Annotated in this window: 13 protein-coding genes; 5 read left to right on the forward strand and 8 right to left on the reverse strand. The window is 41.4% G+C overall.

Features of this window, described 5'->3' with window-relative positions:
* The first annotated feature begins 10 nt into the window (after window positions 1-10).
* Window positions 11-715 (forward strand): DUF2057 family protein, encoded by a 705-nt coding sequence (locus BS333_RS04110; RefSeq protein WP_021711693.1) that lies wholly within the window; start codon window positions 11-13, stop codon window positions 713-715.
* A 276-nt stretch (window positions 716-991) separates the two neighbouring features.
* Here BS333_RS04110 and BS333_RS22005 read toward each other — a convergent pair whose 3' ends face one another.
* The 6 genes from BS333_RS22005 to BS333_RS04140 form a co-directional block, all read right to left on the reverse strand.
* The gene (locus BS333_RS22005) at window positions 992-1165 is read right to left on the reverse strand and encodes a hypothetical protein (RefSeq protein WP_021711692.1); all 174 of its coding nucleotides are present in this window, start codon (window positions 1163-1165) and stop codon (window positions 992-994) included.
* Window positions 1166-1552: 387 nt separating this feature from the next.
* On the reverse strand, window positions 1553-2014 hold the full coding sequence (locus BS333_RS04115; RefSeq protein WP_021711691.1) for an NfeD family protein: 462 nt from the start codon (window positions 2012-2014) through the stop codon (window positions 1553-1555).
* Window positions 2015-2023: 9 nt separating this feature from the next.
* The gene (locus BS333_RS04120; RefSeq protein WP_021711690.1) at window positions 2024-2938 is read right to left on the reverse strand and encodes an SPFH domain-containing protein; all 915 of its coding nucleotides are present in this window, start codon (window positions 2936-2938) and stop codon (window positions 2024-2026) included.
* A 376-nt stretch (window positions 2939-3314) separates the two neighbouring features.
* Entirely contained in the window at window positions 3315-4169 is an 855-nt protein-coding gene (locus tag BS333_RS04125; RefSeq protein WP_021711689.1) for a co-chaperone YbbN, read from the reverse strand.
* Between the two features lie 112 nt (window positions 4170-4281).
* Entirely contained in the window at window positions 4282-5109 is an 828-nt protein-coding gene (locus tag BS333_RS04130) for an SDR family oxidoreductase (protein ID WP_021711688.1), read from the reverse strand.
* A gap of 419 nt (window positions 5110-5528) precedes the next feature.
* Window positions 5529-6443, reverse strand: a complete 915-nt coding sequence (locus tag BS333_RS04140; RefSeq protein WP_021709612.1) for a TIGR01777 family oxidoreductase — start codon at window positions 6441-6443, stop codon at window positions 5529-5531.
* A gap of 377 nt (window positions 6444-6820) precedes the next feature.
* Here BS333_RS04140 and BS333_RS22280 point away from each other — a divergent pair, with 377 nt between their 5' ends.
* Complete coding sequence (locus BS333_RS22280) at window positions 6821-7030, forward strand: hypothetical protein (protein WP_021709613.1); 210 nt, start codon at window positions 6821-6823, stop codon at window positions 7028-7030.
* Window positions 7031-7244: 214 nt separating this feature from the next.
* Here BS333_RS22280 and BS333_RS04150 read toward each other — a convergent pair whose 3' ends face one another.
* Both BS333_RS04150 and BS333_RS04155 read right to left on the reverse strand, forming a co-directional pair.
* The gene (locus BS333_RS04150; RefSeq protein ID WP_021709614.1) at window positions 7245-7760 is read right to left on the reverse strand and encodes a regulatory protein ToxS; all 516 of its coding nucleotides are present in this window, start codon (window positions 7758-7760) and stop codon (window positions 7245-7247) included.
* 1 nt (window position 7761) lies between these two features.
* The gene (locus BS333_RS04155) at window positions 7762-8637 is read right to left on the reverse strand and encodes a winged helix-turn-helix domain-containing protein (RefSeq protein ID WP_021709615.1); all 876 of its coding nucleotides are present in this window, start codon (window positions 8635-8637) and stop codon (window positions 7762-7764) included.
* 269 nt (window positions 8638-8906) lie between these two features.
* Here BS333_RS04155 and htpG point away from each other — a divergent pair, with 269 nt between their 5' ends.
* The 3 genes from htpG (at window position 8907) to hemH (ending at window position 13119) form a co-directional block, all read left to right on the forward strand.
* Entirely contained in the window at window positions 8907-10808 is a 1902-nt protein-coding gene (gene htpG, locus BS333_RS04160; protein ID WP_021709616.1) for a molecular chaperone HtpG, read from the forward strand.
* Window positions 10809-11160: 352 nt separating this feature from the next.
* Complete coding sequence (gene adk / locus BS333_RS04165; protein ID WP_021709617.1) at window positions 11161-11805, forward strand: adenylate kinase; 645 nt, start codon at window positions 11161-11163, stop codon at window positions 11803-11805.
* Window positions 11806-12156: 351 nt separating this feature from the next.
* Entirely contained in the window at window positions 12157-13119 is a 963-nt protein-coding gene (hemH, locus tag BS333_RS04170) for a ferrochelatase (RefSeq protein ID WP_021709618.1), read from the forward strand.
* Window positions 13120-13143 lie beyond the last annotated feature (24 nt).

A 13143-nucleotide genomic window follows, 5' to 3' on the forward strand; every position in this document is an offset into this window, starting at 1 on the left:
GGACTAAATAATGAAATTTTTAAATAAGACACTTTTAGTTACAGGCCTAATGACATCATTTAGTTCTTTCGCTACCGTCAATGTGGATTTTGATGTAGCAATTGAGCCAATGTTGATTAATGGCGAAGAAGTTGGCTCATTTGTTAATCAAATGACGAAAGCGGAACTGCCTGATGGCGCTAACCAACTTGTTGTTCGTGTATCTAAGTTAATCAGAGATAAAGGTGTCTTCACAAAATTTAAATCGGAACCTATTGTGCTGACCTTTGATGCTTCGGATGTGAATCTTCGTATTGAGCCAGGAAAAGCGTTCAACTCATCAGAAGAAGTTGGTGACTTTCAAACTCACCCGACAGCGAAGATCATTCAGGATGATGGTCAAATCATGAGTGCGCATGAAGGTGTGCTTAAGCGTGGAAAAGGCCTCATTCGTGACTACAGCGATGAACTAGCAGCTTACAATATGGCTCATGATCATACCTTTGCACTGGCGCAAAAAGCGTTGACAGCCGTTGTCCCAGAAACAGGGACCAGTGTGCAAGCCGAAATAGCAAAAACATCACTACCCCAAGCAGAGCTAAAAAAGCCAGCCCAATCAGAAAAAGTGAATATCTCACTGCGCAAGACAGCAAAAGTTGAAAGTCTGAAAGGACAATTTAAAGGTTTGACGGTGACAGAACAAAAAGAATTTTTAACTTGGGCAATTATGCAGTAATTTCCGTTCCGCTAAATACTCGTTTCTAAAATATTCAATATTTTTTTAGCTACGCGTACGTCTCAGAATTTAGTGGTTTTAAACCAATTATTACCCTCATCCCTTCAGGTAATCAGTGACATAAGGATGTGTCACTGAGCCAACTTCTTGCGTCAGACAACCGTTCTTCTTACAAAAATAAGAAAGAGCCGGCTATTCCGCTTCGTAGTCTTCCTTGAATTCAACTCAGTGACCTCGCTCTGAATCAAGCATCTTGAGGTCACTTAGGTATATATATTAATGTTTCTTACCTGTCAGTTGGCAATAACCTATAGGAACATAGACTTTCTCACCACTTTGAGTAATACATTCTTCATATTCACCTAGGCCAGCGCCCTGATTTTCAGAAGAACTTGCCAAAGTACCAAAAGTAAATAGAGTTCCTAATATTGAAATTAAAATCAATCTCATTTTATTTCTCCTGTGGAGCCATTGAGTAAAAGAGTGAAAGCAATAAATAGGTAGCATTCATGGATCAATTATGTATAGAGAATAAAAAAGATCAAAAAAATTTTAAATTTTAATTAATTTTTACTGTTAATTTTTAACAATTAATAATGAGATATTGAGTCATCAACATGGCTTAAATTAGGTAATTATTATAAAAGTTACCTTTATATGAATAATTTTATTATTATCTGGTAGGCTTAATTTTTAGGGTTAATTAAAGACCAGAAAATCCAATTTCACTCATTAATTTTTAAGGTCACTGGGTATAAATGAAGAGGCGGGAGTCAATGATTTTTGAGCTTTGCAAAAAAAATGACGGGGTGGTGAATCCCGCCATTGTGAGGAGATTTAGCATGAAACCGGTTTGATCTTTAGAATAATACCTTCAACATCAACGATTTCAACTCGAGTGCCAGCAGGCAAGTCATGTTCAGACTCTGCTGACCAAGTGGTATCACCCACTCTTAATCTATTCATTCCAACAGTAAAATCTTGATCAAGAGTGATGATATTTCCAATTAACTGCTTATGTTTTTGATTGAGAGTTCTGCTTTTATCGCTTTGGTGATCTTTCGCTTTTTGACTGCGCCACCAAACCCATGTTGTCACAAGACTGAATGCTGCGAAGGAAAACCACTGCATTTGCCAGCTCATCGGTAAAGCGTAAAGAATACCTCCAACAAGTAGTGCAGAAATACCCAGCCAAAGAAAATAGCCAGCGGTACCAATCAATTCAACACAGAGAAGAGCTAAACCAATAGCCATCCAATGCCAAAAAGTGATGCTGTCTAAGAGGGCGAATAAGTCCATAAGCAACTTCTACTCTTTGCTTTGTTTAAACATCTCGGCAATCCCTGCTACTGACCCCATTAGACCTGTGGCCTCGAGTGGTAGCATTACGATCTTACCATTCTCTGCTTGACCTATACTTTTCAGTGCTTCGGTATAACCTTGAGCAATAAAGTAGTTCACTGCTTTTACATCGCCTTGTGCGATAGCTTCAGATACCATATAGGTTGCTTTTGCTTCCGCTTGGGCTGAACGCTCACGTGCTTCTGCTTTCAAGATCTCGGATTGTTTTTCACCTTCAGCTTTTAAGATCTCTGATTGCTTTTGGCCTTCAGCGCGTAAGATCTCTGCTTGTCTTACCCCTTCCGCTTCAAGGATCTCTGCACGTTTGTTTCGCTCGGCCTTCATTTGGGCATTCATCGCAGCAGTTAGGTCAGCGGGTGGCTGAACGTCTTTTATTTCGATACGAGTCACTTTCACGCCCCAAGAGTTCGTTGCTTGGTCGACAATAGAAAGTAATTTAGTGTTAATCATATCGCGCTGACTCAGCATCTCATCCAGCTCCATAGAGCCTAAGACGGTACGAATATTCGTGAGCGTTAAGTTTCGGATAGCATTCTCAAGGTCATTAACCTCGTAGGCTGCCTTGGCTGCGTCCACAACTTGTACAAAGCCAACCGCATCAATAACGACGTTCGCGTTATCTTTCGAAATCACTTCTTGAGCAGGAATATCGAGTACACGCTCCATCATATTGATTTTTTGACCAATTCGATCGACAAATGGAACAATAAAGTTTAAGCCAGGTGATAAGGTTTGTGTATAGCGTCCAAAACGTTCAACTGTCCAATTGTTGCCTTGTGGTACCGTCTTAACCCCCGATGCTATGATAAAAATAGCAAGTGCGACGAAAATACCAATGGTAATTAATGAATCAACTGGCATTAGTAACCTCTTTAAAATTTATATTATTGTTAACTCATTCTCTCCTATTTATGTTTTTAAAACAATAAGTAGGAGAGAAAATTGTGAATACATACCATGTATAATGTTAATAACATGTTTGGAGTTAGAAAGCATTGAGGTATGCGATAGAGAGAAGCTTGGTCAGTCCCAAGTCTCTCTTGATATTATGAGGGTTTAATATACCCAAGTGACTCGCTCCCAAAGGGCGAGCGACCTTAACTCTCAGACTTTGTTAACGATTCTCAATGTAGAACGACTATATCTTCGAATCGTTGCCGCGCCTGAGGGTTAAGGTCATCTCGCTGAACGCAGCATCTTGAGGTTACTTGGGTATAGTACTAAAGTTCAGGAGAACTCAGTATAAAATTGAGTAAAGCTGCCGACGGTATTGGCTGGCTAGGGCGTTTCCTTGACCAAGGGCACTTAAAATATCCATAAAGGTCTTTTTCACTTCCCCATCACGTGCACCTAAATCAACTTTGAGTATGTTCCATAGCAGTGCCAGTGCTTCTTCATCTCTTCCTACTTGGTTATATTGAATAGCCAGATCACATGCAAGCTCTTGGTTATCGGGCGCTTCAGATAACGCTTGCTCCAAACGCTGCAGCTCAGGACTATCAACGGCTTGTAGGTGGAGATCTAATTTAGCTATCAGACCTTTATAGTAATTATCTTGGTATTCGAGTGGTATGCTTTCAAGGATTGCCTGTGCTCGTTCAAATTGCTTGGTTTCTAGCAGGCAATCGGCAGTTAAGAGCTTTACTTCTCCACGGTTCTGCCAATCCTCAGAGAGACTTTCTAATACCGTTAAAGCTTGGGTGTGTTCACCATTTTGCAGCAGTGCGTTTGCTTGCTTGAAAGACATCTCATCTTGGCTAGGTAAATGTTTTTGCAGCATTGAAGATACGGCCTCGATTGTTTGAGGACCTCCCATACCGTCAACCGCTTGTCCATTAATAAATAAGGCAATCGTAGGAAGAACTTGCACACCAAATTGTGCAGCAAGGGCGGGTTGCTGCTCACAGTTAAGCAAAGCGAAAGTGAAAGCACCATTATATTGCTGAGTGAGCATTTGCAGATCAGGGATTATTTGTGCACTTTCCGGCTGGGCGCTGGCCCAAAAGTGAACTAAGACAGGGGTATTCATTGACCCTTCGAGTGTCTCGCGGAAGTTTTGTTCTGTTAACTCAACGATAAAAGGGGATTGCATCACAGTTTCCTTGCTGGTTTTGTAGGGTTCTATCCAATGATGTGGCGATAAAAGCGTAAAAATTCAAGTGTCGAATCTCATAATGCTTTTGATTCCGTGATGTAACTCTGAATCACGCTGCTTGACGTAAAATCTTATCTAACCATCGTGTTGGCAGACACCGTTTTAAAATGGCAAACACCTTGGTTGGGGTGGTAATTCGGTACCTTATCTTAGGTTTTTTACTTGTTAAAGCCTGTAAGACGGGATCAATGCAAGCCGTTGCCGGAAGAACAAACTTATTATTTGATTTTGTTTTTTTGAGGCGCTCTTTTTGCTCAAGGTAAGCATCGCGATGCGGACTATTGTCAGTGTTTATCCATCGTTCAAAGGCGATTAGGGCGTTAGCTCTGAATTGTGTTTCAATAGGACCCGGTTCGATTAAAACAACTTTAATATTGGTGTCCATGAGTTCCAAACGTAAAGTGTCTGTCCAGCCTTCAAGAGCAAATTTAGATGCATTGTAGGCACCACGATATTTCATCGCCGCAAAGCCAAGTACAGAGCTGTTTTGAATGATCCGTCCCTCACCTTGGGAACGCATATGGGGCAGGATCTCAGTGACGAGCTGATGCCAGCCAAAAAAGTTAGTTTGAAATTGTGCTTGTAGAGCTTGCGTTGACAAGTCCTCCAAGGCTCCAGGTTGTCCATAGGCGCCATTATTAAACACGGCATAGAGGTTACCCTGACAGAGTTCTAGAGCTTGTTGTACACCACTTGAAATACTCTGAGGGTTATCAAGATCAAGTTGGATGCATTGCAGACCTTCTTGCTTTAGACGTTGGACATCATGTGCATTTCGACATGAAGCAATGACTTGAAAACCTTCTTTTTGTAAGGCATGAGCACACACGTAGCCGATACCCGTTGAACAGCCAGTAATTAAGATGGATTTTTTCATATTCGGTCTTAAGGATTCCTTTCAAGATATACCCAAATAACCTCAAGATGCTGCGTTCAGCGAGATTACCTTAACTCTCAGGCGCGGCAACGATTCGAAGATATAGTCGTTCTACATTGAGAATCGTTAACAAAGTCTGAGAGTTAAGGTCACTCGCCCTTTGGGAGCGTGTCACTGAGCCGACTTCTTTCGTCAGACAACTTGGAAAGAGCCTGCTATTCCACTTCGTCGTCTTCCTTGAATTCAACTCAGTGACCTCGCTCTGAATCAAGCACCTTGAGGTTACTTGGGTATAGTGCTCAGTTTTTATTAAACAATAAATAATAAAGATTCAGGTTTGAACACAAGCCATAGGTGAGTGTATTGATGTTGTGTTGAACGCTGAAAAGCGGTTATACCCAAGTGGATATAATCATTCATTATATTCTGTGGTGAAGCAAGTGTTTGAGAGCGGGTTCTACTCGTGAATAACTGAACTTAAATCCCAACTCAGTGAGCTTCTTAGGTTTGGCTCTTAGGCTATCGAACAAGAGGCAAGATGATTCTCCCATTGCGAGCTTCATCACCCACTTAGGAGTATAAAGGATATGAGGCCTTTTGAGTGTTTTAGCTAATGCCCGACTAAATCGGCGATTACTCACAGGATGTGGGGCGCAAAGGTTAAACTCTCCATTTGCGTGAGGGGTATCTAGTAAATACATAATCGCACGGACCATATCAAGGATATGTATCCAAGGCATATATTGGTTGCCTCTGCCAATAGGACCACCTAAACCAAGCTTATAAGGTAACAACATCTTGGCGAGAGCGCCTCCCTGTTGTCCAAGAACGACTCCCGTTCTTAAAATACAAACACGAGTTTGGTTCGATGCCGCCCGTTTTGCGATTTGTTCCCACTTTTCACAAACGGTATGGGTAAAGACATTGCTGTGTACGTGAAGACACTCATCAAAAGGATGGGCTTGCTGATCGCCATAATAGCCAACGGCAGAACCGCTGATGAAAACTGTCGGCGGTTCTGTACTGGCATGAATTAATGCGACGATGCGTTCGGTGATTGACCAACGGCTTTGACAAATACGCTCTTTCTGTTTTTGGTTCCAGCGCTTGTCGGCAATAGGTTCTCCAGCGAGATTAATAATAGCATCAACATGATTAAGGTCTTGGAGGCCATCAAGGTTATCAAGATACTCGATGTTGCCGACGTCAGTATGTTGCAGTCTTTGTTTGGCTTTAGCTGGATTACGTGTGAGTAACATAACTTGGTGAGTGGTCAGCAGCTTGAGTAGTTCTGAGCCAATAAATCCTGTCCCGCCAGTGAGTAGTATCTTCATGTTCGCTCTTTTATTGAAATTCTATCTGGGTGTACCCAAGTAACCTCGTTAGTTAAGCATCTTGAGTTTTGTTGGGTTTATTATAGTCGTTATAAACAAAGAGTGATCAGTTCAAAGAGTTATATATTTAATTTAATTAATATAATTAACTGAATTTTATTGAATTACACTTTCCAAAAAGTGACTGATTCCAAGAGCGTTGCCAGTATCTTTAGGTGTTTTTAGCTGAATCCTTTGGTTATCTTCTCAATTAATCTCAAGATGCCTCATTCGGAGCGAGTTCAATGAGTCGAATTCAAGGAAGACAACGTTGCATATTTATGGTCTGAAGTTTATCATTTTTTTGTTTATACTTAACCTTCTAAGGACTTTTTCTTATGCCTCTCGTTGCTTGCCCTGTGTGTGAGAAACAAATTTCCAAACGTGCTCATGCTTGCCCAGGATGCGGTGAACCTGATCCACTCAATCATCTGGCAAAATCTAAGCTTTTTTCATTCGTCTTTTGGGTCATCGCATTATCTGGTTTGGGCTATGTCGCTTGGTTTTACTTAGTCCCTATGGTCGTGGAGATACTTAGGAACCATTAAAGTTTGTAGGCGTTGCAGGTTGAGATAATTTGGGGCGTTTGTGACATAGGGAGATTCCACTGAGTGGAAACTTAAGCACTTCGAAAGAATCTTTTTACTTCAATGATTTACCCTTCCCACCCACGAAAGGGAAGGGTATTCCCTTTCAAAGGCTGGTGTCACAACCAGCCTCTTGAGGTGATTTGTGCATAAAGAGGTGGCTTGGGTATACCGATTAATTCCTAAATAATACGGACGAACCATGGCTTAAGCTTGTTAGCAGTAAGGTTTTTTCGTTAACAACGTCAATACGTCGGCTTTGCTCTGCATCAAGTTTGAAAATCTGAGTAATGAGCCGTAGTTGCTCCTCGGTGAAATCTTGTGACTGCGATGCTGAGATATCTTTAAACTCTGAAGGTGTTACGAGTAGATAATCATCACTCACTTCCCAATTGCCTTTTTCCGAGATATTAATGGTTGACTCTTCATTAGAACCTTGAGCAAACAGCTTAATGTTTGCGACACGTAAATACTCACCATTAGGTAAATATTTTACATTGGACTCAACATTTACCTTCCTTAAAGGGCCCACTGTGTCGTCTGGCAACTCTTCGTTTATTAGAGTCACCATGACAGACTGCCACTCACTTGCGGTCAGAACTTGCTCGACTTTAAGGTCACTTCCCCAATAAAGCCAACCACTAAAAATGGCAGAGGTGGCTAAAATGGCGCAGGCAATTCTCTTCTTCATTTTAACTTCCTTTCTTACAGATATCAGTGGGGTCGTTCCGATTTGCAAATATACGTAATGTCACGTTCTCGAATGAATAATCTACAGCGTGAATATAGTTGAGAATTAACTGGTTATTTTGCCCACCCGTTGCAATCACTTTAATGGGTAATGATTCCTCAACGTGATGCTCTACGTAACGTTGGATACATTGTTCAACTGAGGGTAACCATTGGCTTAGTTGTGGGTGGTTCACGGGAGTTAAAACGGGGACGTCATTGAATCTAGCCACTTCCCTGAATTTAGATTCAGCAGGGTTTGTAAACAGAAAAACAAAAATAGGCAATAAAATGGCGGCAATGACCAATGATCGTGATGTCCAGTTCGCTTTTTTCTGAATGGCTTTGGGTTTGCTCTGTGGTACCGCGGGTACTGATTCTAAATTAGCGTCAATTGCGGTATCACCAATGCCACTATTTGGAGACTCTTCACCAACTAAGGCCTCTTCTTCTTGAATGACTTCGCTATCGTTAACAGTATCCGTCATCAAAGGATTCAGACGTTCAACAGAACAAATTAGTTGATAACCTCGTTTAGGAACAGTTTTCACAAATTGTGGTGACTTTGTGGAATCTTTTAACAACTTTCGTAATGTTGAAATTGCCTGAGTTAAGCTTGAATCATCTACTTCAAAGCCCTGTTCTCGCCATACAAACTCATGAAGCTCACCTCGAGTCAGGATTTGATTGGGCCTTTCTGTCAACATCAGAAGAATGCGACTTTCATTACTGCCTAATCGGATCAGTTCATTGTTACTCTGTTGATCAGTGAGTGAATTACTATTTGGGTCAAAGACGAATCTCTGAGCTAGCAGAAATTTGGTGCCAATGTTTGTCATTTAGTTCTTCTTAGGTGGATATGTTTGAAAATATGTTGGTTTCAACGGAGCCGCTCGGAGGCCACTAACCGATGCCTACTATTTTTTAGATGATTTTATGCCATAAGGATAATTAAATTTTTCTAAAAAAACACTGATTTTAGCAATATTGACCTTGAATTTACATTTGTCAGCCACATGTTAATGGAATCACAGTTGTGCCTTTTCGACAGGCAATGGCTAGGGCTTTCTCATAAAAGTCTGTTTAATTAGGATATTATGGAGCAAACATGAGCGAAACCGTATCTCAAAACAAAGAAACACGTGGATTTCAATCGGAAGTCAAGCAGTTACTTCATTTAATGATTCACTCTCTGTATTCAAACAAAGAGATCTTTTTGCGCGAGTTGATATCGAACGCATCGGATGCATCAGATAAATTACGTTTCCAAGCACTTTCCAACTCTGATTTATATCAAGGTGATGCAGATTTAGGCGTAAAACTGTCTTTTGATGCAGAAGCAAACACATTGACGGTTTCTGATAATGGTATTGGTATGAGCCGTGAAGATGTGATTGAACATCTTGGCACCATTGCAAAATCAGGAACTGCAGAATTCTTCTCTAATCTCTCAGATGAGCAGAGTAAAGATTCTCAATTGATCGGTCAGTTTGGTGTTGGCTTCTACTCTGCATTTATTGTTGCAGATGCGGTTACTGTTCGTACTCGTGCTGCTGGATTGCCATCTGATGAAGCCGTACAGTGGCACTCTTCGGGTGAAGGTGACTACACCATTGAGAATATTAATAAAGAAAGCCGCGGTACCGATATCATCCTTCACATGCGCGAAGAAGGAAAAGAATTCCTTAACGAGTGGCGTTTACGTGAAGTGATCAGTAAGTATTCTGACCATATTGGTATCCCCGTCTCCATTCAAACAGCCGTTCGTGATGATGAAGGCAAAGAAACTGGCGAGAAGAAGTGGGAACAGATAAATAAAGCGCAAGCGCTTTGGACGCGAAATAAATCGGATATCTCCGAAGAAGAGTACCAAGAATTCTATAAGCACGTCTCACACGACTTTGCTGATCCGCTAACTTGGAGTCATAACCGAGTTGAAGGTAAGAACGATTACACTAGTTTGCTTTATATTCCAGCTAAAGCCCCTTGGGATATGATGAATCGAGACCACAAGTCAGGTCTAAAATTGTATGTGCAACGTGTCTTTATTATGGATGATGCAGAGCAATTCATGCCATCATATCTGCGTTTTGTCCGTGGTTTGATAGATTCAAATGACTTACCGCTCAATGTGTCTCGTGAAATCTTACAAGATAATAAAGTTACTCAGTCATTACGTAATGCTTGTACTAAGCGTGTACTTACTATGCTGGAACGCATGGCTAAGAATGATGAAGAAAAATATCAATCATTCTGGAAAGAGTTTGGCCTTGTATTGAAGGAAGGCCCGGCTGAAGACATGGCTAATAAAGAGAAAATTGCCAGTCTACTTCGCTTTGCTTCGACAGAGTTAGATTCTGCGGAGCAAACAGTGAGTCTTGCGTCTTATGTTGAGCGTATGAAGGAAGGTCAAGATAAGATCTACTACTTGACGGCCGATAGCTATGCAGCAGCTAAGAATAGCCCTCACCTTGAGCAATTTAAAGCCAAAGGGATAGAAGTGCTTCTAATGTTTGACCGCATTGACGAATGGTTGATGAACTACCTCACTGAGTTTGATGGCAAATCATTCCAATCTATTACCAAAGCAGGTTTGGATCTCAGCCAGTTTGATGACGAAACAGCAAAAGAAAAGCAAAAAGAAACCGAAGAAGAATTTAAATCTGTGGTCGAACGCACCAAAGCTTACTTAGGCGATCGTGTTAAAGAAGTTCGTACTACCTTTAAATTAGCGACAACACCTGCTGTGGTTGTGACCGATGACTTTGAAATGGGTACACAGATGGCGAAGCTGTTAGAAGCTGCGGGACAAGCGGCTCCTGAGGTCAAGTATATCTTCGAAATTAACCCTGAGCATGCTTTAGTTCAACGCATGGCAGACGAAGCTGATGAAGAGACATTTGGTCGCTGGGTTGAAGTACTACTTGGTCAAGCAATGCTGGCAGAACGTGGCTCTATTGAAGACTCGTCTCAGTTTGTAGGCGCCATTAATAAACTGTTAATTCAATAACGCTAAATTTCTTAAAAGGCTCGCAATTATGCGAGCTTTTTATTGATATCTTAACAAAGCCTACGGTATACGGGTCTAGAAACCGCTTAGATATGGTTCATTAAGCGGCTCAAGAGCTTGCTAGTGAAAGCTTACCTTTATTGCATTCTTTGACTTTATTTTGCGTGTTGTAGGTACAAGCTGTGTTAGAATCTCAGCTATTGATTAGTCAGGCGTGTATTTTTGCTCGCCATTGCATTATACCGAAACTTATCGTGGTAAGCGTGGGTAATCTTATCGGAAGCGAAGACTTATCGAAAATGTAAATACTGTGAGCTTCGGTATAACTTTTAAATTTTAAAGAGGATAAATCATGCGCATCATTCTTTTAGGTGCTCCAGGTGCAGGTAAAGGCACACAAGCAAACTTCATCATGGAAAAGTACGGAATTCCACAAATTTCGACAGGTGATATGCTACGTGCAGCGATCAAAGCGGGAACAGAACTTGGCAAACAAGCTAAAGCGGTTATCGACGCTGGTCAGCTTGTTTCTGATGAGATCATCCTTGGTCTTATTAAAGAGCGTATTGCACAAGACGATTGCGCAAAAGGTTTCCTACTTGATGGTTTCCCTCGTACGATTCCTCAAGCAGACGGCTTAAAAGAAATGGGTGTGAATGTTGATTACGTGATTGAGTTTGACGTCGCTGACAATGTGATTGTTGAGCGTATGGCTGGGCGTCGTGCTCACCTTGCATCAGGTCGTACTTATCACGTTACCTACAATCCACCAAAAGTGGAAGGTAAAGATGACGTAACTGGTGAAGACTTGGTTGTTCGTGATGATGACAAAGAAGAGACGGTACGCGCACGTCTAGGTGTTTACCATGAACAAACAGCACCACTCATTCAGTACTACGGTAAAGAAGCCGAAGCAGGTAACACACAATACTTGAAGTTTGATGGTACTAAGCAAGTTGCGGATGTGAGTGCTGACATTGAAAAAGCATTAGCATAATTTGTTGATGATATAAGTTTTTATAATATCAAGCGGCCAACGGGTCGCTTTTTTTATATCTTCGAATCGTTGCTGCGCCTGATAGCTAAGTTCACCTCGCTGAACGCAGCATCTTGAGGTTACTTGGGTATAAAGAAATTAAGCTTGTAAGAAATCGAGCATTTTGGCGCTATTTGATATAATTAAAGTGACAAAAAAATCAATTAAACCAATGGTAATATTGAACAGCTCAAAAATGCCGTATCGTCCAACATTGTACCTTGAAGTTATCTGGGTAATAAGTTGGCTTTTTAGATGAACTATTTGTAAGCATTACCGTATGTATACAGCCGTTTACCGTTCTGAGGAATTATGAAAAATAACAACAAGACAGGGGTACTTCTGGTAAACCTTGGTACACCAGATGAGCCCACTGCACCAGCTATCAAGCGTTTCTTAAGCCAGTTTCTTCATGACCACCGAGTTGTAGACATGACCCGTTGGCTTTGGTGTCCTCTATTGCACGGAGTGATTTTGCCTATTCGAGCCCCTAAAGTTGCCAAGCTTTATCAATCCGTGTGGATGGATGAGGGCTCACCACTAATGGTGTATTCGAAGCGGCAAGCGGCGAAGCTCGCTTCTGCACTTGATATGCCAGTTGAACTGGGTATGACTTATGGTAACCCAAGTTTGCAAACAGGATTGGAAGCCCTGCAAGAAAAAGGGGTAGAGCAAGTCATTGTTTTACCCTTGTACCCACAATACTCCGGTACCACAACAGCCGCGGTATCAGACGGTTTGACAAAAGCTTTTCAGCAAATGCCAGTGATGCCGGAATTTAGTTTTATTCGTGATTATTATCGCCATCCTAAATACATTGCGGCATTGGCAGAGTCGGTACGTCGTCACCGGCAAGAGCACGGGCGAGGAGAGTATTTACTCTGTTCCTACCATGGCATCCCTAAGCGTTATGCAGATAATGGCGATATCTATCCAAATCATTGCGAAGAGACGACTCGTTTGCTTGGTGAGGCTTTAGAGTTAAATGAAGATCAAATAGGTATGACATATCAATCTCGGTTTGGCCGTGAAGAATGGCTGCAACCATACACTGATAAAACATTAGAAAAGCTACCCGCTCAGGGTAAGAAGCGCCTCGATATTGTTACACCTGCGTTTTCTTGTGACTGCTTAGAAACACTTGAAGAGATCTCTGAGGAATGTAGAGAAATTTTTCTGGAGGCTGGTGGGGAGCAATTTAGTTACATACCGTGCTTGAATGACGATGACTTGCATATAGATATGATGGCAGACTTAGTCTCAATGAAAGCCTAATCTAATTAATGCTTTTATGAAGAG

This window comes from Vibrio azureus (assembly GCF_002849855.1).
In the GTDB taxonomy this organism is placed as follows: Bacteria; Pseudomonadota; Gammaproteobacteria; order Enterobacterales; family Vibrionaceae; genus Vibrio; species Vibrio azureus.